A 20,435-nucleotide genomic window follows, 5' to 3' on the forward strand; every position below is an offset into this window, starting at 1 on the left:
ATGGCGCCGGTCAAGCCGCCGGCCCTGCGTCCCGGTGGCCTCTTGGGGGTGTGCGCTCCCTCCGGGCCTCCCGACCCCGAGCGGCTGCGCCGGGGCGTGGCCGCCCTCGAGGCCCTCGGTTTCCCGGTGCGGGTCCCGGAGGGTCTCCTCGACCGGACCCGGTTCACGGCGGGGAGCGTGGAGCGACGCGTGGACGAGCTGCACGCCCTCTTCGCCGACGATGCGGTCACGGGTGTCGTCTGCGCCCGGGGGGGGGCGGGGGCGGGCCATCTCCTGCCCGCCCTCGACGGGGCTCTCCTAAGGGCTCACCCCAAGGTCTTCGTGGGGTTCAGCGACGCCACCTTCCTCCACCTGTACTTCGCTCGCTTGGGTTTGGTGAGCTTCCACGGCCCCATGGTGGCTTGGGACTTTCCGGAGGGGACGTACGACCCCGCCAGCTTCCGGCGCGCCGTGATGGGCGAAGGGGCGGCCTATGCGAGCGAGGAGGGGGACCTCATGCCGCTGCGCGCGGGCGGGGCCGAAGGCCGACTGCGCGGGGGCTGCCTGAGCATCCTGGCCGCGGCCGCAGGCACGCCCTGGCAGCTGCCGCCGGACGACGAGGGCACGATGCTGTTCCTGGAGGATGTGGACGAGGCTCCCTACCGGATCGACCGGATGCTGCGGCAGCTTCGGGACTCCGGAGGCCTGGAAGGGGTGACGGGGGTCGTCTTCGGGGACATGAAGGGCTGCGTTCCCCGCCTGGCCGCGGACTACTCGCTAGAAGACGTGATCGGGGACGCCCTCGCCGGCCTGGACATCCCCATCGCGGTGGGGCTCAGCAGCGGACACACCTCCAGCCCGAACTTGACCTTGCCCCTGGGGGTACGCGCCCGCCTCCGCTGCGGGGAGGAAGCGAGCTTCGAGGTGCTGGAGCCGTCCGTTTCGTGAGGGTCCACCTCTGCGGGATCTGCGGCACCGCCATGGCCTCGCTGGCCGGGCTTCTCCGCGAGCGCGGCCACGAGGTCTCAGGCTCCGACCAGGACGTCTACCCGCCCATGTCCACCCAGCTCGAGGCCCTGGGGATCCGGCTGCGCTCGCCCTACGCGGCCGACAACGTTCCCCCCGAGGCCGACCTGGTTGTGATCGGCAACGCCCTCTCCCGGGGCAACCCCGAGGTGGAGGCGGTCCTGGACCGCAAGCAGCGGATGTCCAGTCTGCCCGCCCTCCTGGCCGAGGAGTTCATCCGCGGCCGGACCTCGCTGGTGGTGGCGGGGACGCACGGCAAGACCACCACCGCCAGCCTCCTGGCCCTGATCCTCCACCAGGCGGGTCGCGATCCCTCGTTCCTTATTGGGGGAATCCCCGTTGATTTCGGCCAGAGCTTCCGGCTCGGGGCCGGCCCGCACTTCCTGGCCGAGGGAGACGAGTACGACACGGCCTTCTTCGACAAGCGCCCCAAGTTCGTGCACTACTTCCCCGACGTGGCGGTGATCGGAAACGTCGAGTACGACCATGCCGACATCTACCCCGATCTGGCCGCGGTGCAGACGGCCTTCGTCCGGCTCCTAAATGTGATCCCCCGTCGCGGCCTGCTCGTGGCGGGAGCGGAGAGCCCGCCCCTCCTTGAGATCCTCTCCCGGGCGCCGTGCCGGGTGGAGACGTTCGGGATTCAGGGAGAAGCCGACTGGCGGGCCGTGAACGTGCGGCCCGGGCCCGACGCCTGGAGGTTCGGGCTTCAGCGCCGGGGCCGGGACCTGGGAGAATTCGCCCTCGGCCTTCCCGGAGAGCACAACGTGCGGAACGCGCTGGCCGCGCTGGCGGTCGCGGCCGAGGTGGGGGTCCCGCCCGAGGCCGCCCGCGCGGCCCTGGCCGCCTTCCGGGGCGTGAAGCGGCGTCTGGAGGTGCGGGGCCGGGCGCGGGGGGTTATTGTCTACGACGATTTCGCCCACCATCCCACCGCGGTGCGGGAGACGCTCAAGGCCTTGCGGGCGGCGGGGGAGGGTGGGGGCCGGCTGGTGGCCGTCTTCGAACCCCGCTCCTACACCTCGCGCACGGGTGTCTTTCAGGAAGACTTCGGGCGGGCCTTCCGCGCCGCCGACCTCGTGGTGGTGGCGGCGGCGCACCTTCCGGGCAAGGTTCCGGAGGGTCACCGCCTCTCCGAGGTCGGGCTCGTGGACGCGCTGCGGGGCCAGGGCACCGAGGCCCGCTTCATCCCCTCCGTTCCTGACATCGTGACCGCCCTCTCCGCCGAGCTTCGGGAGGGAGACCGGGTCGTCCTGCTCTCCAACGGCGGCTTTGGGGGAATCCACGAGAAGTTGCTCCGGGCCCTGGAGCGGGCCTGATCCGAGCGGTCCGGCCGGAAGCCCAGCCGTCGCGCGCTGGAAGATGCTCTCCCGGTGTGGTATGACTGCGTCCATCAATCCAGGGATGAGGCGTCGTCGAGTCGTAGTTGGTCGCGCGCAGGAACCGGGAGCCGCCCCGCTCCCATCGACGGCGGCTAGCCCAGGGGCTTCGGGCTTCCCCGGGGTGGCCGCGGGCCGCCCCCGACGCCGGCCCTATCTGCCCAGGGCCGGAGGATCTGTTCTCGTAAGGAGGACGGTATGAAATGCCATCTCCTGGCCCTCATCGGCCTGGGGGCGTTCGCAGTTCCGGTCCTGGCCCAAGACCCAACCCAGGGGAAGGATCAAAAGAAAAAAGACGACGAGGTCGTGAAGCGGGAGGAAGTGGTCGTGGTCAGCGCATCGAAGGTGGAGTCCACGCTCATCAACGCTCCCGCCACCATGAGCGTGATAAGCGCTGACACCCTCGTCACCAGCCCGGCCCAGAACTACGGCGACCTCTTGAGGACGGTGCCGGGGCTGAACGTCATCCAGACTTCGGCCCGCGATTTCAACATCACGGCCCGCCAGTCCACCTCGACCCTCACCGACAGTCAGCTCGTGCTGCTGGACGGTCGGTCCATCTACCTGGACTTCTTTGGCCTGGTGCTCTGGGACTTCCTCCCCCAGAGCCCGAACGAGATCAAGCAGATCGAGGTCGTGCGGGGACCGGCGTCCGCGGTGTGGGGGGCCAACGCCTTGACCGGTGTCATCAACATCATCACCAAGTCGCCCCGGGAGGCCCAGGGTTTCGGGCTGAACCTCACGGGCGGGCTGATCAACCGTGACGCGGGCTCGCGGCAGAGCGAGGGCAACGGCTATAGCTACGGGGCAAACTTCACCTACTCCCAGGCCCCCAGCGACAAGGTGGCCTGGCGCCTGTCCGCCGGCTATTTCAACTCCGACCCCTACTCCCGGCCGCTGGGGCAGGTGCCCATCATCCCGAACCCCACCGCTCCCAGCTCCGTGCCCTGCGTCTCTGGCACCCAGACCGGGTGCGTCGGGGGCGGAGTGTTTCCACCCGACCGTGAAGGCTTGGGCGCGTTTACGAACCAGGGCACGAGCCAGCCCAAGGCTGACCTGCGCGTGGACCAGGAGTTCTCGGGCGGTGGCCACATGACCTACCAGGGGGGTTACTCCGGCACCACCGGGATCATCCACACCGGAATCGGCCCCTTCAACATCCAGAGCGGCTCCAAGCTGATGTACGGCAAGCTGCAGTACACCAAGAGCGCCCTAAAGGTGTCGGCGTTCGGCAACTTCACGGACACCTCCGCTCCCAACGAGCTGGCCAAGGACCCCAGCGGCAACGCCGTCGTCCTCGGCTTCAAGACCCAAACCTACGACTTCGAAGTCGGGAACTCCAACGTCATCGCGGGCAAGCACATCCTCAGCTACGGGGGCAATGCGCGCCGGAACAATTTCAACATCACCCTCGCGCCCAACAGCAAGGACCGCAACGAATTCGGCGCCTACTTCCAGGAGGAATTCTTCGTCGACAAGTTCCGCCTGGCGGGGGGCGTACGCGTGGACAAGTTCGGCAACCTGGACAGCGCCTTCTGGTCGCCGCGCGTGAGCCTCATGTACAAGCCCACGCCCGAGCACTCTCTGCGGGTGTCGTTCAATCGCGCGTTCCGCTCGCCCTCCGACATCAACAACTACCTGGACCAGAACATCCTGGCCCCGCGGCCCATCAACCTCTCGCCGCTGGCACCATTCCTCCCCCCACCCCTCCAGCCCTTCGTGACGACGCCGTTTTTCCTGACCGTCAACAATTTCGGCAACACGAACCTCGTCGCGGAGTCCCTGAACGCCTATGAGTTCGCCTACACGGGATCCATCAACGGCAAGACGACCCTTGGGTTCGCGATCTACCAGAACGACCAGAACAACAGCATCAGCTTCACGAACCTCACCACCATCCCCACCGCCGCCGCCCTGGCCAACGGCCTCAGCTTCTACTCGCCCACGGACCCCGCCACCGGGGTCACGGTCACGGGCCAGCCCATCACGCTGCCTCCCGTTCTCATGGGGGTCCTGGCCCAAATACCCCCGCAGTTCGGGGGGCCGATCCTGCTCCCCAATAAGGTGAGCACCTACTTGAACCTGGGGCCGACCCAGCAGCGCGGGGTGGAGCTCTCCATCGACCAGCAGTTCACCCGGGAGGTCAGCGCCTACGCCAACTACTCCTACCAGAACACACCGAAGGTGCAGACCCCCGACCCTGGCCAGCTCCCGTACTTTGCGGCCAAACTGTCCTTGCCCCCCACCAACCGGTTCAACGCGGGGGTCAACGTCAACACCAAGCAGTTCATCGGCAACCTCTCCCTGAACTTCACGGACAAGGCCTTCTGGACGGACGTCCTCGCCCCGGACTTCTCGGGGTACACCGACTCCTTCACCATGGTGAACGCGACGCTCGGCTGGAAATGGGCGGAGGGTAAGGTCGTGACCAGCCTCAAGGGGACGAACCTCCTGAACAAGACCATCCAGCAGCAGGTGTACGGGGACATCCTGAAGCGGGCCCTCGTTCTCGAGGTCCGCATCTTCACCAAGTGAAGGGCTGGGCCAAGGCCCCCGGGGGCGAATCCCGGGGGCCCTTTTTTTGGCCCACGGCAGATGACCCCCCCTGAGGCCTCCCCGCGGACCCTGGCCGTCATCGACATCGGCTCCAACTCCGGCCGGGTGGTGGTTTATCGCTATCAGGTGGGTGGCCACCTGCAGATCCTGGCCGGAAGCCGCGCCTCCCTGCGCCTGATCCACGACCTCGACCAGGGCCACCGCCTGACCAAGGAGGCGGTGGACCGGGCCTGGGAGGCCCTCCGCGACTTCCGCGCTATCGCCCAAGGGACGGGGGCGGAGCGCATCGTGGCCGTGGCCACCGCGGCCGTGCGCGACGCGGAGAACGGACCCGCCCTGATCGCCCGCATCCGCAAGGAGCTGGGCATCGAGGCGCGCGTCCTTTCGGGGGCGGAAGAGGCCCAGTTTGGCTTCCTGGGGGCGGTGCGGGGCCTGCCCGTGGAGCACGGCGTGCTCTTCGATATGGGGGGCGGAAGCATGCAAGTCTCCCGCTTTCGCCAGCGGCGGCTGGTGAGCTCAGTCAGCCTGCCTCTGGGTGCTCTACGGCTGTCCGAGGCCTTCCTGGAGTCGGATCCTCCCAGCTCGGGCCAGATCAAGCGGCTCCGCGAGCACGTGCACGCCCAGCTGAAACAGGCGAAGGTGACGCCCCTGGAGCCGGGGGAGGAGCTCGTGGGCACGGGGGGCACGGTGCGCAACCTGGCCAAGATCGACCGCCGCGCCCGGGACTATCCCATCAGCCGCCTCCATGGCTACATCGTCCCCCGCCGCCGGATCAAGGAGATCACGGGGGAGCTCGCCTCCATGAAGCTCAAGAAACGGGAGCAGGCCCCGGGCCTGAACGACGACCGGGGCGACTCCGTGGTGGGCGGAGGCCTGGGCGTGCTGACGCTGATGGAGCTTCTGGATGCCGCCGCGGTCCAGGTCTCCGGGCAGGGGGTGCGGGAGGGTCTGGCCGTGAGCCTGGTGGCGGAGGGCTTGCCCGCGGTTTCCGCCGTGCGCGAGTCCTCGATCGCCGCCCTCGTGTCGCGCTTCGACGGTTGGGACGCGGAGCAGGCCGCCCGGCGCCGGACCCTGGCCGAGGGCCTGGACGCGGCCCTGGAGCTCCGCCCCCACGCCGAGGCCCAGGAGGCCCTCCTGCAGGCGGCCACCGTCCTCGACATCGGGCGCAGCATCGACTTCTTCGACCGCCACGAGCACGTGGCCGACATCGTGCTCGCCACCGACCTGAACGGGTTCTCTCACCGGGGTATCGCCCTCCTCTCCGCGGTGGTGCGCAGCGCGGGGGACAAGGACACGAGGGCGAAGTCTTACGCCCCCCTGCTCACGGGCGAGGACGAGCCGGCGGTGGCCCGCGCGGCCGCTCTCCTCGTCCTGGCGGACGACATCGAGGAACGCTGCCCGCGGGGCCAGGCCGTGAGCCTGGACTGCGAGGTGACCAAGGACGAAGTGCGGGTCAGGGTCCCCACCCTGGCGGGCTGGCGGCCCCGCACGGTGGGCCAGCGCTTCGCGCGTGCCTACGGGCGCGAGCTGGTCGTGACCGCGGGCTGAAGAGCGCCCGGCAAACGCCAGCAGGACCGAACCCGTCCCTCTCCGGACCGCTCTCCGGCGCGCGGCTTCAGGGTTTCAGGCTCTTCTCGAAATGGCGCAGGATGTCGGTGTCGGCGGCGACCCGGCTCTCCCGGGCCCGAAACCCATGCATCTGGCGGGGATAGAGGGATAGCCGGTAGGGCCGGTCCGCCCGGGTGAGGGCGTCCACGAAGGAGATCGTGTTGGCCAGATGCACGTTGTCGTCGGCGGTGCCATGGATGAGGAGGAGGTCCGCTTTGAGGTCGGCGGCCCGGAAGAGGGGAGAGGCGCTCTCGTAGCCCCGGGGGTTGGACTGGGGCGTGCCCATGTACCGCTCGGTGTAGATGGTGTCGTAGAACTTCCAGTCCGTCACGGGCGCTCCCGCGACCCCCGCCTTGAAGACGGTGGGGGCATGGGTGAGGGCGTAAAGGGTCATGTACCCCCCGTACGACCAGCCCCAGATGCCGAGGCGGGCCGGATCCACGTAGGGCAGCGACTTCAGGTACTCGACCCCCACCAGCTGGTCCTCGAGCTCGACCTGGCCCATGCCGTGGAAGAGCGGGTCCGCGAAGGCCTGGCCGCGCCCCGCCGAGCCCCGGTTGTCGAGGGAGAAGATGAGGAAGCCGTGGCTGGCCAGCAGATGATCGAGGGGGGAGACGCTTCCCCAGGCGTTTAGGACGGTCTGGACGTGCGGGCCTCCGTAGACCTTGACCAGGACCGGATAGCGGTGCCGGGGGTCGAAGCGGGCGGGTTTCAGCAGGCGGGCGTGGAGGGGGGTGCCTCCGGGAGCCTTGACCTCCACCCACTCCACGCTTCCCAGCTCGTACTGCGCGATCTCGGGGTTGCGGTTCTCCTCCACCGATGAGCGGCGCCCTCCCTCCGAGGACGCGACCCAGATCCGGGGGGGCGTGGCGACATCGGACCAGGTGTCCGCGTAGAAGCGGGCGCCGGGGGAGAGCAGGACTTTGTGCGTGCCGTCCTCGCGGCTCAACCGCGTCCGCCCCGTTCCGTCCAGGCTCACGCGGTAGAGGTGGCGCTCGCGCGGGTCCTTCTCCGTGGCCGTGAAGTAGACGAGGCCCGCGCTCTCGTCCACCCCCAGAACCTTGTCCACCACCCAGGGGCCCGAGGTGAGGGCGTGGCAGGGGCCCTCGGCCTCGCAAAGATGGAGGTGGGCGAACCCGCCGCGCTGGGACAGCCAGAGGAAGCGGCGCCCGTCCTTCAGGAAGTGGGGGGCACCCTGGGCGTCGACCCAGGTCGGGGCGTGCTCGGTGAGGACGGTGCGCGCGCTGCCCAGGGGGGCGCCGGCGGCCTCCGGCACGGGCAGGAAGCGGAGCTGCAGCTCGTTTTGCTCTCGGTTCAAGTGCTGGTAGGCGAGGGTGCGGGAGTCCGGCGCCCAGGCGAGATCGGGCACCACGTAGCAGTCGTCGGGATCGAAGGAGAGCAGGCGCTCGGGCCCGGGGCTGCCGTCGTCCGAAAGGGCCACCACCCCCAGGCGGACGATGGCGTTCGGGGCCCCCGCCTGGGGGTAGCGTTGGGCCGTGACCTCGTTCGGCACGGGCAGGAAATCCACAATGGGGAAGGTGGGGACGCGGGCCTGATCGAGCTGGAGGTAGGCAATGGCGCGGGAGTCGGGAGACCAGACGAACGACCGGCCGGAGCGGGAGGCCAGCTCCTCCTCATACACCCAGTCCAGTCGGCCGTTGAGAAGGGTGTCGGAGCCGCTCTTGGTGAGGCGGGTCTCCCGCCCGCTGCTGACCTCCACTACGTAGAGGTCGTTCTTGCGGACGAAGGCCACCCGCTTGCCGTCGGGCGAGAACTCCGGGAACTCCTCGGCCTCGGGGGTGTGGGTGAGCGCACGCACGGCCGCGGTCCGGACGTCCACGAGATAGAGATCGCCCTCGTACGACACAAGAAGGCTATCTCCCTTCGGCGACCAGGCGTAACCGCCAAGGGGGAGGGATTTCGCGGAACCGCCGTTTTCCTTGGCCGTCGGGGGCAAAAGCACCCGGGCGCCGGCCAGGACGAGGGTCTCCCGACCCGTCCCCGCATCCAGCGCGTGGAGGTCGGCCGCGCTCTTCTGGCCCGCCGGGCGCAGGTAGGTCAGCCGCCTGGCGTCGGGGTTCCAGGCGAGGTCGGAAGGGAGGACCCCGCCCAGCGGGGGGTCCGCGGCCAGCCGCTCGGGGGTGAGCTTTTGGCTGCCCTCCCCGGGAAAGAGGAGGGCGGGGGCCAGGGCCGCGAGGAGGGCGGCGGCCAAGACAAGGACAGCTTCGGAAGGGCGACCGGCCCGTCGCGCCGGCCGCCCGGGGACGTGTCCCACCCTGGAGATCAGAAGAGGGTGTAGATGAAGGGAGCGACCGCGCTGCCCTGGGTGAAGACCACGAGGAGGCCCAGGAGGGCCAGCATCACGACGATGGGCCCGAGCCACCACTTCTTGCGGACCTTCATGAAGGCCCAAAGCTCGCGCAGGATGCCGAGCCTTTCAAATGCCATTCCTCTCTCCTTGCTCCCTGAGACTCCGCCACCGCGGCCCCGGGGCCCCACGATCTAGTCCAGCTCGAACAGGCTCCTCCAGTCCACGTCCTCGCGCAAGGGCGGCTGCTCCCTCCGGTCGAGGAGGTAATGGCCCAGGACCAGGTAGTCCATGTTCGTGCGGCGGAAGCACAGATAGGCGTCGTGGGGGGTGCAGACGATGGGCTCTCCCCGGACGTTGAAGGAGGTATTGATGACCACGGGCACGCCCGTGACCCGCCCGAACTCGGCGATCAGGTCGTAGTAGAGCGGGCTTTCCGCGCGGGTCACGGTCTGCAGGCGGGCGGAGCCGTCCACGTGGGTCACGGACGGGATCACGCGCTTGCTCTCCGGGACTTGAGCCACGAGCAGCATGTAGGGGCTCTCGCACTCGATCTCGAACCAGTCCTTCGCCCGATCGGCGAGGACGGAGGGGGCAAAGGGGCGGAAACCCTCCCGGAACTTGATCTTCATGTTGAGGGTGTCCCGCATCTTCGGGTCCCGGGGATCGGCCAGGATGCTTCGGCCCCCCAGGGCCCGGGGGCCGAACTCCATCCGGCCCTGGAACCAGCCGATGACGTTGCCCTCCGCGATGAGGCGGGCCGTCGTCTCCACCAGCTCGCGGTCGGAGAGGAGCCGGTGCTTCGCGCCCTGACCCTCGAGGTACTCCGCGATCTCGCGATCCTCGTAGGCGGGGCCCAGGTAGGCGTGGGCCCAGGCCTTGCCCCGCGGCTTCTTGCCGATCGTGTTGTAGAGGTAGTGGGCCACCCCCACCGCTCCCCCCGCGTCGCCGGCCGCCGGTTGCACGAAGAGGTTCTTCATGGGGGTCTCGCGGATGACCCGCCCGTTAGCCACGCAGTTGAGGGCCACCCCCCCCGCCATGCAAAGGTTGGTGAGGCCGGTCTCGCGGTGGATGTAGTTCACCATCTTGAGGACGACTTCCTCGCAGACCTTCTGCACGGAGGCGGCGATATCGAACTCGCGCTCCGTCATCCAGGTCTCGGGTTTTCGCGGCGGCCCCCCGAAGAAGTCGTTGAAACGGCCGTTGGTCATGGTGAGGCCGTAGTCGTAGGAGAAGTAATCCATGTTGAGCTTGAAGGAGCCGTCCTCGTTCAAGTGGATCATGTCTTTCATGATCCGCTCGTAGTGGAGCGGCCGGCCGTAGGGAGCCAGGCCCATCACCTTGTATTCCGCGCTGTTGACCTTGAAGCCCAGGTAGTAAGTGAAGGCGCTGTAGAGGAGCCCGAGGCTGTGGGGGAACCGGATCTCCTTGAAGAGCGTGATCTCGCTGCCCCGCCCCAGCCCGAAGGATGCGGTCGCCCATTCCCCCACCCCGTCAATGGTCAGGATGGCCGCTTCCTCGAACGGCGAGACCAAGAAGCAGGAGGCGGCATGGCTCATGTGGTGCTCGGCAAAGAGGATCGGACCCTTGTAGGGCTTGAGCTCCTTGCGAATGATGGAGGGCACCCAGAGCTTCTCGTGCAGCCAGACGGGGATGGCCTTGCGGAAGGAGCCAAACGAGCGGGGGAAAGTGGCGATGTAGGTGGAGAGCATCCGCTCGAACTTGAGCAGGGGCTTGTCGTAAAAGCCCACCGCGTCGAGGTCCTGGGGGCCAATCCCGGCTTCCTTCAGGACGTATTTGATGGCTCGGGAGGGGAAGCCGGAGTCGTGCTTCTTGCGGCTGAGGCGCTCCTCCTGGCAGGCCGCCACGACCTGTCCGTCGCGCAGGAGCGCGGCCGCGGAGTCGTGGTAGAAGCAGGAAATGCCGAGGACGTTCATCTGGTCAGAACTGGTGTCGGACAGCCGCCTCGGGCCCCAAGGGGTTGGGCTCGTGCGACCGCCAGAAAGTGGGCTCAGGCCCCAAGGCTCGATCGAGGGGGTCCCGGCCGAACCAGTGTACGGCCAGACTGATGGGGCCCACGGAGAGGAGATAGACGACGGACAGGAGGACGCCGGTCCAGACCGAGCCCACCGCCTCGAAGGTGGCCTTCCAACGGGCATAGGCCCGAGACCGGGGGGCGAAGCGGCGCAGGGCCAGCTCCGCCAGGACCACGACCGTGGCCAGGGTCAAGAGCTTCCACCGCGTGGGCAGGCGGGCGAGGTCGGTGAGGGCTTCGAAGACGCTCAAGGAGATCAGAACCCCCAAAAACAGCCTCCAATGATAACGGCGGAGGCGGGAGGGGTCAATGCGCGGGCGGGCAAGCGGTATAATCCGGGCAGATGTCCCGGGATAAGCGCGAGGAGACCCCGCGGGCCCCGCTGGAGCCCCGGACCGACTTTCTGCGCGGGCAGCTCCGTCAGTGGATGGAGGAGGTGGCGGCGGCCGGCAAGACCGCCGACCTCTTCGAACTGGAGATGTGGCTCCAGAGCTTCGAGCGCTTCTTCCACATCAAGAACCAGCCCCTCTCGGAAAAGGAGACCAAGCAGCTCGCCCTCCGGAACTGGTCGGAGGAGCTGCGACTCGTCGACAACGTGATCCTGCGGGTGGTGCACCTCTGCACCGCCATCCTCACCGAGGAGCAGGTCAACCTCACCCGCTTCGACCAGTACATCGAGAGCTACCTCAAGAAGGACGAGGACGTCGATCCCTACGTGGAGAAGCTCATCCGCCAGGCCACCCCGGAGGCGGGTCTGACCCTCCTGCGCGAGTCCTTCGAGGACATCCACATCATGCTCACCGACCTCGTGAAGCTCTCCCGCTTGCCCTTTACGAGCTTCAGCGCGGTGGGCAAGATCCTCTACCGTGAGATCCGTCGCAGCCACCTCCTGGCCCTCCTCATCGATAAGAAGTTCAAGCCCATCCACGACCGGGTCACCAACCCCGCGGTGGCGGCCACCATCCGGGGCATCGGGAGCCCGCTCGAACGCAAACAGGCGGCCAAGGTATTCCTGGAGCTCTTCCGCCTTCTGCACTACCTCGAGTACGCGAACCCCGAGCGTAGCGGGGAGGAGGATCTGCGCAACACAATCCTGATCTTCTCCCTCATCACCTCGGAGACGCGGTTGCTCTTGGGCTACATCGAGAAACGGGTGTTGAGGAGCCTCGAGGCCGGGCAGCTGCTACACCAACTCTACGACTCCTTCGTATACTGCATCCCCCTCGAGCTCAAGAAAGTCATCAACACCGAGCTCCTAGACATCTCGGTCGCCCGGCAAGCCGATACTATCCGGACGCGGGTGGAGAACAGCCACGGAATCCTGAAGGACTGCTTCCAGCAGTCGGTGGTCCAGCTGGCCCAGGCCTTCGACGAGAAGGTGGAAGGGAGCGACATCTTCCCCGATTTCACGGCCAAGCTGGAGCAGTCCGTGCGGCTGCGCGATGGCTTGGCCAGGCTGGTCAAGGCCCTCCGCGAGTTCCAGGAGCGGAAGGATCCCGCCTCCGCGGTGAGGATGAAGGAGGAGATCTCGACCTTCTACGACCACAACATCAAGTACCTCATGTACCGGGACTGGTCCGGTTTCGAGCTGTTCTTCATCGAGATTCTGAAGTGCCCCAGCCTGCCCGCCCTCCAGCTGATCGGCCACCGCTTCGAGACCTTTCTCATGACCCTGTTCCGCGAGGTGCAGAAGCGGTCCATCCTGCAGAACGTCCCCCTGGACGAGGAGCTCAGGGGGATCGAGGCCCCCGCCTGAGCTCGGCTGGCCCCCTCCGGGGCGAATCTGCTAAACTCCCTTAACTGAACGCGATGAGCGCGGACAAGAACCCCTTCGCTAAGTTCCTGAACCACTTCACCAAAGGGACGGTCCTCTTCCACGAGGGAGACGAGGGGGAGGACATGTACATCATCCAATCCGGCCGGGTGGCCATCAAGAAGAAGGTTCCGCACGGAGAGACCACCCTGGCCGTGCTGGAGAAGGGGGACTTCTTCGGGGAGATGGCGGTGCTCGAGCGGATGCCGCGGTCGGCCTCCGCGGAGATGGTGGAGGACGGGGACCTGATCGTGATCGGGAGCGAGATCTTTGGGGACATGATCAAGAGCAACCCCGAGATCGCGGTGCGCATGCTCCGGAAGTACTCGCTCCGGCTCCGCGAGACCACGCGGCAGATCGAGCAGATTGCGGCCGGGGGCGCGGTTCCCGCCGACATGTCCTCGGAAGCCCGGCCGAAGTCCCCCACCTCGGGGACGCTCCAGGCCGAGGCCCTGGCCTATTTCATTTCCCAGTCCACCGGCAACGTATTCCCCGTCTTCAAGAGCGACGCCCTCATCGGCCGCTATGACTCCGTGACCGGCATGAGCCCGGAGGTGGACCTCACCAACGAGGACCAGAGCCGCAACATATCGAGGCGTCACGCTCGGCTGGTCATCAAGGAGGGGAAGCACTTCGTGGCGGAAGAGATCGGGACCATGAACGGGACGTTCCTGAACGGCCAGAAGCTGGCCAACGGCGTGCTTACCCCCGTCAAGGACGGCGACGAGCTGGTCCTCTGTCGCCTCGCGCTCACCTTCAAGACTCCCGCGGCTCGCTGAGCCATCGGGGCCCCCCCGCGCCTAGCCGGCGGCGAGGCGCCGGGCCTCGATCTCCTTGCGGATGACCTCGGCGTTGGGGGGCAGGAGCCGCTTGTTGCGGCACTCGTCGAGCGCGATCAGCGTCATGCGGTCGACGGTGACCTGATCGCGGGCGGTGGGGAGGAGGTCGTCGAGGGCGGCGGTGAGGGCGGCCTCGGTCAGGGCGGTGCCGCCGCCGCGGAGGGCGAACCGCCAGGCGGTGGTCAGCGCCAACTCGATGTCGCTTCCCGTGAAACCCCCCGTGCGCCGCGCGAAAGGAGCGTAGTCGGCGATGGTGGAGACGAGCTCGTGCTTGCGCACCGTTACCTCGAAGATCTGCCTTCGTGCCTCCTCGTCGGGCATGAGGATCGGGATCTTGATGTCGGTCCGGCCGGAGCGCCGCATGGCGGTATCGATGAGGTCGACGCGGTTGGTGATGTCGATGCGCAGGACCCGGCCCCGAAGCCCGCTGTCCCCCCAGAAGGCGAAGGCAGAGGCCCGCATGCGCTCGGTGACCCCCGAGTCTCCCGAGCCTTGGTCCCGACTGCCCCCTTCGGCCTGGTCCGATTCGTCCACGATCACGACCACGGGGGCTAGGGCGCGGATGGCGGCGAAAGCCTTCTCCTGGTTTCGCTCCGACTGGCCTACGTACATCTGGCGCAGGGGGCGGAAGCGGACGCAGAGCATGCCGCACTCTCGGGCGAAGCACTCGGCCAGGTAGCTCTTGCCCGTGCCGGGGGGCCCCATGAGGATGATCCCCATGGGGGCGGCGGAGGTGAGACCGCGGCGCATGATGTCGGCCACTTCCTTCAGCTCCCGGGTGGCGTGCTCCAACCCGCCCACCGCGGAAAGGTCGTGCTTGGGCTGCAGGATCTCCAGCACCTCCCCGTATTCCTGCTTGAGGAGGTCGATCTTGCGGTCCACGATCGAGGAGCGGCCGAGGGGTGCGGGCCCGCCCCGCGCCCGCTGCAGGATGTCTTCCATCTGCACCAGGGCCAGGCCACCCGTCTCCGCGGCCAACTCCTCCGGGCTCAGCGTCCAGGTGACCTCCGGGTAGGAGTCCTTGAGGTGGCGGGCGAACTCCGTCCGGGCGGGAAGTTCTGGCCGCGGCACCGCCACCACTTCCGCCCCCGATGTACCGGAGTAAATTTCCTCCGAGACATCGCCCGCCGCGGGGGCGATGAGGAGGACGAGGGGCCGGCGGGTGGCGACCTTGGGGTCGGAGGCCCAGCGGGCGAGCATGGTCACCGTCTGGCGCTCGGTTCCGGAAGCGGGCCCGGAAGGCGCGAGGTTATGGACGTAGTCGAGCAGGATGGCGACCGACCCCGGGGCGCCACGGTCGCTGGCCAGAAGGGCGTCCAGCAGGAGCATGGCCCGGGCGGGATCCGCGGGGAGGGGACCGGCCTTCAGACCCAGCACCCGCCGGAACTCCTTCTCCCGGGCGGGATCCGGGAAGACGAGACCCTTGGACACCTCGTAGGAGACGACCACGGCCCGGCGGGCGGCCAACCGGCGCAGGCCGTCGGCGAGGGGGAGGTACCCGGGCCCGAAGGACTGGAGGTCGCGTACGTTGCCGTGAAGCAGGAAGAGGTGGCTGGCCCCTGAGTGGTAGCGGTCGAGCAGGCCCCCGCCGAGCCAGTCGGGGATGCGCATGGTCTTCATGGCGTCAGCCGGAGGGCGTGCAGGCCTCGCGCGCTCCCGACCACCAGGGTGTCCCCGTCCACGGCCGGAGAGGACTCCGTCCCCTCCGGGCAGAGGGAAGCACGCGCGAGGACGCGGCCCGCCCCGTCCAGGATGTAGAGATCCCCGTCGGTGGAGCCGATCAGGAAGCGATCGCCCACGGCCAGGGGCGAGGAGACCACGGGGCCACGGGTCGCGACCTGGAAAACGGGCTCTCCGGTGGCGAGGGTCAGGCCGTAGACGCGGCCATCATGGCAGCCCACGACGCAGAGCTCGCCGGAGAGACAGGCCGAGGAGTAGACGGTCTGGCCCAGTTCGCGCGTCCAGGCCACGGTGCCGTCGGTCAGCCGGACCGCGGCCAGGCGCCCGGAGAAGGCGCCCACCACCGCCACCTCCTTGCCGACCGCCGGGGTCGCGCGTACGCGCGCGCCGAGGGCGCAGGACCACAAGAGCGTGCCCTGCTCGGGGTCAAGCGCGCAGAGGCTGCCCTCGTCGCTTCCCACCAGGATCCGTCCCCCCGCCTCGGCCGGAGACGAGAAGACCGCCCCCAGCTTGCGCTTCCAGAGGGGCTTGCCCTTCGAGGCGTCCAGGGCCACCACCGCCCCCGCGTCCTTGCCTTCCACGACGCCCACGAATACCCGCTCTCCCCAGGGCAGAGGTGAAGAACGGACCAGCCGGCCGAGCTTGACACGGTAGGTCTCGAGGCCATGCACAATGTCGACGCCCACGACCTCGCCGTCGTCCGTTCCCACATGGAGGACCTGCTGGGCGAGGGCGGGGGAGGACTCGAGGGCCGTCCCCAGCCGCATCTCGTGGATCCGACGGCCTCCCGCTCGGTCCAGGAAGAGGAGCCGCCCGTCGGGAGCCGGGGTCAGGACCAACCGGGATGTCAGCACGGGAGAGCCGACCACGCTGCCCACGGCCGCCTCCCAGAGGGGGGTCACGCCAGCCCGCGGGACAACCGCCGTCCGGGCCCCGGTACGCCCGGGATCTCCGCGGAACAGGGGCCAGGGAGGCGGGAGATCGGCCTCGGGGGAGAGGGCGGCGGAAAGCGCCTCCACCGCAGCGGAGGCGGTGGGGAAGCGGCCGTCCGGGCGGGGGGACGTGAGCCCGGCCAGCACGGCCCGGCGGGCCAGGGTGGAGAGGGGGGTGGGGGGCGGCCCGTCCAGGCGCCACGAGACTTCGGGCTCCTCGCCGGTGGCCAAGGAGTGCAGCAGCGCTCCCAGACACAGGAGGTCCTCCGCCGCATCTCCCTCCGGACCCCCGCCATCCAAACGCGGACGGCCGTCGATCATGGGTACCGCGGCGGGCTCGAGGGAGGGGTGGCGGGGGGGGGAGGCGGCGTGGGCTCTCGTCAGCTCCGTGGCCAGGTCGCGCCCGAGGGCAAAGACGGCGTCCTCGGGCAGGCGGGCGGTGAAGTTGCGGGTGACGCGGCGAAGGTGGTCTTCGAGGAGCTCAGTCGCCATGTGCGCGGATTATACCAACGGGGTTCAGGGGGACCCTCGGGGATCCGCACGGCCGATCTTCCAAGCTGAAGTCACGGCTGGGCCTTCCCGCGTTCCGCAGTATGCGAAAATCGGATCGCGGGCCGGGGCGGCTGCGGAGAGCCTCCGGGCGCGGTGAGTGCGCGCCTTGTGTTTGTTCGGGGTCAACGGTAGGATCCTCTCGCCCTCCCCCATATGAAGTTCCCCGGTAGCAAACTCCTCCACCAATGGGACCTCTCGGTCCGGCAGCTCTCGCTCGACGACCTGTTGAAGTCCTGCCGACAGGCCGGCTTGACCGGCCTCGCGGAGATCAAGCTCCCGCAGGGGGTGGGGCTCATCTTCTACTACTTGGGGGCGGAGGTGAACGCGCTGTACCGCGAGGGAGCGGTGGGACTCAACGGGCCGGTCGCGCTCGACCAGCTTCGGGCCAAGGTGGGCGGCGAATCCGGTTTCATCTCCGTTTACGAGCTCCCCCTCGATATGGCCCACCTGCTCCGGGGCATCGCGAACCGCCAGCGTCTCAAAGAGAAGGTAGGCGACCGGTCCGATCTCGTCGAGCTGCTCTATCACTTGGAAAAGGCCGAGCACACGGGAACGCTGGAGATCGAGACCCGGGCCGGAGCGGCCATGGTCCTGCTCGTGCGGGGCCGGGCCTCGAACATCTACTGGGAAAGCCGGGAGGGCCTCACCCTCGAGAAGGGCGAAGCCCGGCAGAAGTTGGAGGATGCTCTCGACAAGGGCGACGGGACCACGCTCTTCCTCTCCCAATTCTCGCGCGACGTGTGGAAGTCTCGCCACGAAGTCGGGGAGACGGCCACGCGGAGCCGACTCAATCGCCGGGAGGAGCGAGCGGCGCCCACCGACCAGATCGCGGCCGAAGAGGCCGCCCTACGCAAGCGAGTCTTGGACGAGCTCTCGGGCCAGGTGCCCGCCCTCCTCCAGGCGTTCATCTTTGATCTGATGACGGGTGCGGTCTTCACACGCACGGGGCGCGGCGCAGCCGACATCCGCGTGGCCTCCTTCGCCGAGCAGGTCCCGGGCCTCAGCCTGTACCTACGCAACCTGTTGAGGGTGGACGAGGCCGAGGAGCCCCTGGAGTCCCTCGAGCTCGTCACGGGGAGCCTCTCGATCCTGGTGGGGGTGGTGTCGGAGGCCGAGGAGGCCATCGCCGTCCTGGCCGACCGATCGCAACCCACCTCCCTGATCCGCCCTGCCCTCACCCGGGCCGTCCAGGCCTACTCCGCCCAACTCCATCCCTCCCGCACCAAGGTCGTGGTCTGAATCAGCCGACGAGGACGGCCCCGCCGTTCACGGAGAGGATCTCGCCGATCAGGTAGGAGGCCAGGTCGGAGGCCAGGAAGGCCACCGGCCCCGCGATCTCCTGGGGCGTACCCGGCCGGCCGAGGGGAATGGGGCGGACGGCGGCCGCGGCCTCCGGCCCCGTGAGGGCGTCGCGCGTCATGTCCGTCAACACCCACCCCGGCGCCACCCCGTTGACGCGGATGCCATGGGGGGCCAGCTCGGCCGCCAGGGACTTCGTGAAGGAGAGGAGCGCGCCCTTGGTGGCGGAGTAGTGCGAGTAGTGGGCTTCGCCGCGCTGGCCGGACGTGGAGGCGATGGTGATGATGACGCCCGAGCGGCGCGGGATCATGACGCGGGCCGCATGGTGGCAAACCCCGTAGGCTCCACCCAGGTTGACGCGCACCGTCTCCTCCCACTGCTCGGCGGTCATGGCGTCGATGGAGGCGCGCTTCCAGATCCCGTGATTCACGACCAGAATGTCGAGACCCCCGAGGCGGGCCTCCGCCTCCGCCACGAGGTGCCCGGCCTCGGAGGGCTGGGAGACGTCGGCGGGGATGGCGTGGGCCTCGCCCCCAATCGCCTCGACCGCCGCCACCGTCTCCAGGGCCGCGGCCTTGTCGCGGTGGTAGTTCACGACCACCCGGGCCCCCAGGCGCGCAAAGAGCACGCAGATCGCCCTCCCGATGCCACGGCTTCCTCCCGTGACCAGGGCCGCTTTCCCCGACAGCGTGAGCATGGCGAGGGGGACCGTACGCCGGTTGCGGCCGCGGAGTCAACCGAAACCGCGTTTCGGCCTAGAATGCCCAGGGACTATTGATGCCGTTCATCACCATCGAGGGGATCGAAGGGAGCGGGAAGAGCACGCAGGCCCGGGCCCTGGCCGCGGGCCTGGGCCCGGAAACGCTCGTGACCCATGAGCCGGGGGGGACGGCCATCGGCCGCCTGATTCGCAGCGTGCTCCTGGACAACCGAAATCAGGCGATGGTTCCGGTCACAGAATTGCTGCTCTACTTCGCAGACCGGGCCCAGCACGTCGCGGAGCGGGTTCGGCCCGCCCTGGCCGAGGGGCGCAGCGTGATCTCGGACCGATACGTGGACTCCTCTCTGGCCTACCAGGGCTACGGGCGCGGCCTGTCCCTCCCGGCCATCCGGGCGGTGGCCGAGGTGGCGACCGGCGGCCTGTGGCCCGACCTCACGATCTTCTTGGACGTCTGCGTGGAGACGGGCCTGGCTCGAGTGGGGAAACGGGGTGTCCACGACCGCCTCGAGTCTGAGGTTCGGGAATTCCACGAACGCGTGCGGACGGGTTACCTCGCCCTTACGGCCGAGGATCCCCGGCGTTGGGTGCGAGTGGACGGCGAGGGAACGACGTCGGAGGTGAGCGAGCGCCTGCGGGCCGCGGTGGATTCGCGGGGGCTCTTCGCCGTGAGGGACCGTGGGCTTCGCTAAGGTCATCGGTCACGACCACGTCAAGCAACTCCTCTCGCGGGCGCTCCGTCAGGGGCGGCTGCCCCCTGCCCTCCTCTTCGCGGGTCCGGAGGGAATCGGCAAGAAAACGCTGGCCTTGACGGCGGGTTGGGCTCTGGTTTGTCTGCGGCAGGACGGTGATTCCTGCGGGGTTTGCCCGGCCTGCAGCCGCGCCGAGCGTGGCATCCACCCCGACTCGACCCTGATCGAGCCCGCCACCGCCGCCATCAAGATTGATCAGGTCCGCGACGCCGTGCGCGCGATCGCGGACCGTCCCTTCGAGGCCCGGGCGCGGGTGGTAGTGATCGATGACGCCCACCTCATGACGGAGCAAGCGGCGAACGCGCTCCTCAAGAGCCTGGAAGAGCCGCCCCCCACCTCCCACGTCTTCCTGGTCACCGCCGCGCCGCAAGCCCTGCCCGCGACCATTCGCTCGCGTTGTCAGGTGCTCCGCATGGGCGCCCTCCCCGCCCGCGTCCTGGAGGCACATTTGCAGAGTGCGGTCGGGCTCTCGTCCGAGGAGGCGCGGCTGCGCGCCTCCCTGTCCGAGGGGAGCCTGGGCGCGGCCCTGGCGTTCGAGTCCAAGGCTTACCGTGCGTTGCGTGAGGACCTGCTCGCCCTTCTGGAAGCGCTCCCCAGATGGGGACCCCTGGAGCGCATGGCGGCGGCGGAGAAGCTCGATCAGGAAGACGACGCCGCTCTGGCCTTGACCGCCTTGCGGTCGTTGCTGCGGGACACGGCCGCCCTGCGCACGGGCGTGGCTCCGGAGCGGCTCCTGAACGCGGATGCCGCCGACCGCCTGGCGGGATTGGCGGCGGGTCCGGTCGGCGAACGGGCCGCATTGTTGGCGGAGGCGGCAGGGGAGACCCGGGAGGCTCTACGCGGGTATGCGAACAAACTCCTTTCCATGGACCTACTGCTGGAAGCGCTAGCCGGCTGACGTTGCGCCCAGCCTCGCGCTTATGCTAGAAAAGGATCAAGGATCCCCCCGATTGTCTGGAACT

The 20,435-nt window shown here is 68.6% G+C and carries 16 protein-coding genes; 9 read left to right on the forward strand and 7 right to left on the reverse strand.

Going from position 1 to position 20,435, the window contains the following annotated elements; all coding sequences use genetic code 11:
- The 4 genes from VN461_11020 to VN461_11035 all read left to right on the forward strand — a co-directional run bounded on the left by VN461_11020 (position 1) and on the right by VN461_11035 (position 6,485).
- On the forward strand, positions 1-927 hold the full coding sequence (locus tag VN461_11020; protein HXB55308.1) for an LD-carboxypeptidase: 927 nt from the start codon (positions 1-3) through the stop codon (positions 925-927).
- Positions 924-2,321: a UDP-N-acetylmuramate:L-alanyl-gamma-D-glutamyl-meso-diaminopimelate ligase gene (gene mpl / locus VN461_11025; GenBank protein ID HXB55309.1), complete on the forward strand. Its 1,398-nt coding sequence runs from the start codon at positions 924-926 to the stop codon at positions 2,319-2,321. Before VN461_11020 ends, mpl begins: the two co-directional genes overlap by 4 nt.
- Before the next feature lie 258 nt (positions 2,322-2,579).
- Positions 2,580-4,916, forward strand: coding sequence for a TonB-dependent receptor (locus VN461_11030; protein HXB55310.1), 2,337 nt, complete (start codon positions 2,580-2,582; stop codon positions 4,914-4,916).
- A gap of 60 nt (positions 4,917-4,976) precedes the next feature.
- Positions 4,977-6,485: a Ppx/GppA phosphatase family protein gene (locus tag VN461_11035; protein HXB55311.1), complete on the forward strand. Its 1,509-nt coding sequence runs from the start codon at positions 4,977-4,979 to the stop codon at positions 6,483-6,485.
- A gap of 67 nt (positions 6,486-6,552) precedes the next feature.
- On the opposite strand, the gene VN461_11040 is transcribed toward VN461_11035, so the two are convergent.
- The 4 genes from VN461_11040 to VN461_11055 form a co-directional block, all read right to left on the reverse strand.
- Positions 6,553-8,757: a DPP IV N-terminal domain-containing protein gene (locus VN461_11040; protein HXB55312.1), complete on the reverse strand. Its 2,205-nt coding sequence runs from the start codon at positions 8,755-8,757 to the stop codon at positions 6,553-6,555.
- 71 nt (positions 8,758-8,828) lie between these two features.
- Positions 8,829-8,993 carry a DUF5989 family protein gene (locus tag VN461_11045; GenBank protein ID HXB55313.1) on the reverse strand — a complete coding sequence of 55 codons (165 nt, stop codon included), beginning with the start codon at positions 8,991-8,993 and terminating at the stop codon, positions 8,829-8,831.
- A gap of 54 nt (positions 8,994-9,047) precedes the next feature.
- Complete coding sequence (locus VN461_11050) at positions 9,048-10,790, reverse strand: carbamoyltransferase (GenBank protein HXB55314.1); 1,743 nt, start codon at positions 10,788-10,790, stop codon at positions 9,048-9,050.
- Positions 10,791-10,794: 4 nt separating this feature from the next.
- Positions 10,795-11,157, reverse strand: coding sequence for a hypothetical protein (locus VN461_11055; GenBank protein HXB55315.1), 363 nt, complete (start codon positions 11,155-11,157; stop codon positions 10,795-10,797).
- 74 nt (positions 11,158-11,231) lie between these two features.
- Between VN461_11055 and VN461_11060 the strand changes: the two genes are divergently transcribed.
- Positions 11,232-12,644 (forward strand): hypothetical protein, encoded by a 1,413-nt coding sequence (locus tag VN461_11060; protein ID HXB55316.1) that lies wholly within the window; start codon positions 11,232-11,234, stop codon positions 12,642-12,644.
- 53 nt (positions 12,645-12,697) lie between these two features.
- Positions 12,698-13,480 (forward strand): cyclic nucleotide-binding domain-containing protein, encoded by a 783-nt coding sequence (locus tag VN461_11065; GenBank protein ID HXB55317.1) that lies wholly within the window; start codon positions 12,698-12,700, stop codon positions 13,478-13,480.
- A gap of 21 nt (positions 13,481-13,501) precedes the next feature.
- On the opposite strand, the gene VN461_11070 is transcribed toward VN461_11065, so the two are convergent.
- Together VN461_11070 and VN461_11075 are read right to left on the reverse strand one after the other, a co-directional pair.
- Complete coding sequence (locus VN461_11070; GenBank protein ID HXB55318.1) at positions 13,502-15,160, reverse strand: ATP-binding protein; 1,659 nt, start codon at positions 15,158-15,160, stop codon at positions 13,502-13,504.
- Positions 15,157-16,644 carry a PQQ-binding-like beta-propeller repeat protein gene (locus tag VN461_11075; GenBank protein ID HXB55319.1) on the reverse strand — a complete coding sequence of 496 codons (1,488 nt, stop codon included), beginning with the start codon at positions 16,642-16,644 and terminating at the stop codon, positions 15,157-15,159. Before VN461_11075 ends, VN461_11070 begins: the two co-directional genes overlap by 4 nt.
- 213 nt (positions 16,645-16,857) lie before the next feature.
- Here VN461_11075 and VN461_11080 point away from each other — a divergent pair, with 213 nt between their 5' ends.
- A complete protein-coding gene (locus VN461_11080) occupies positions 16,858-17,943 on the forward strand; it encodes a hypothetical protein (GenBank protein ID HXB55320.1) in 1,086 nt (361 codons plus the stop codon).
- Position 17,944: 1 nt separating this feature from the next.
- Here VN461_11080 and VN461_11085 read toward each other — a convergent pair whose 3' ends face one another.
- Complete coding sequence (locus VN461_11085; GenBank protein ID HXB55321.1) at positions 17,945-18,700, reverse strand: 3-oxoacyl-ACP reductase family protein; 756 nt, start codon at positions 18,698-18,700, stop codon at positions 17,945-17,947.
- 80 nt (positions 18,701-18,780) lie between these two features.
- On the opposite strand from VN461_11085, the gene tmk reads away from it, so the two are divergent.
- On the forward strand, positions 18,781-19,413 hold the full coding sequence (tmk, locus tag VN461_11090; GenBank protein ID HXB55322.1) for a dTMP kinase: 633 nt from the start codon (positions 18,781-18,783) through the stop codon (positions 19,411-19,413).
- The gene (gene holB, locus VN461_11095) at positions 19,400-20,371 is read left to right on the forward strand and encodes a DNA polymerase III subunit delta' (protein HXB55323.1); all 972 of its coding nucleotides are present in this window, start codon (positions 19,400-19,402) and stop codon (positions 20,369-20,371) included. Before tmk ends, holB begins: the two co-directional genes overlap by 14 nt.
- The last annotated feature ends 64 nt before the right edge of the window (positions 20,372-20,435 follow it).

The sequence above is a fragment of the Vicinamibacteria bacterium genome, from assembly GCA_035570235.1.
Classification (GTDB): Bacteria; Acidobacteriota; Vicinamibacteria; order Fen-336; family Fen-336; genus DATMML01.

Excerpts from the sequence above, each read along its gene's own strand:
- VN461_11020 (HXB55308.1), top strand. The coding sequence starts at position 1 with ATGGCGCCGGTCAAGCCGCCGGCCCTGCGTCCCGGTGGCCTCTTGGGG.
- VN461_11030 (HXB55310.1), top strand. The coding sequence starts at position 2,580 with ATGAAATGCCATCTCCTGGCCCTCATCGGCCTGGGGGCGTTCGCAGTT.
- VN461_11035 (HXB55311.1), top strand. The coding sequence starts at position 4,977 with ATGACCCCCCCTGAGGCCTCCCCGCGGACCCTGGCCGTCATCGACATC.
- VN461_11045 (HXB55313.1), bottom strand. The coding sequence starts at position 8,993 with ATGGCATTTGAAAGGCTCGGCATCCTGCGCGAGCTTTGGGCCTTCATG.
- VN461_11050 (HXB55314.1), bottom strand. The coding sequence starts at position 10,790 with ATGAACGTCCTCGGCATTTCCTGCTTCTACCACGACTCCGCGGCCGCG.
- VN461_11060 (HXB55316.1), top strand. The coding sequence starts at position 11,232 with ATGTCCCGGGATAAGCGCGAGGAGACCCCGCGGGCCCCGCTGGAGCCC.
- VN461_11065 (HXB55317.1), top strand. The coding sequence starts at position 12,698 with ATGAGCGCGGACAAGAACCCCTTCGCTAAGTTCCTGAACCACTTCACC.
- VN461_11070 (HXB55318.1), bottom strand. The coding sequence starts at position 15,160 with ATGAAGACCATGCGCATCCCCGACTGGCTCGGCGGGGGCCTGCTCGAC.
- VN461_11075 (HXB55319.1), bottom strand. The coding sequence starts at position 16,644 with ATGGCGACTGAGCTCCTCGAAGACCACCTTCGCCGCGTCACCCGCAAC.
- VN461_11080 (HXB55320.1), top strand. The coding sequence starts at position 16,858 with ATGAAGTTCCCCGGTAGCAAACTCCTCCACCAATGGGACCTCTCGGTC.
- VN461_11085 (HXB55321.1), bottom strand. The coding sequence starts at position 18,700 with ATGCTCACGCTGTCGGGGAAAGCGGCCCTGGTCACGGGAGGAAGCCGT.
- tmk (HXB55322.1), top strand. The coding sequence starts at position 18,781 with ATGCCGTTCATCACCATCGAGGGGATCGAAGGGAGCGGGAAGAGCACG.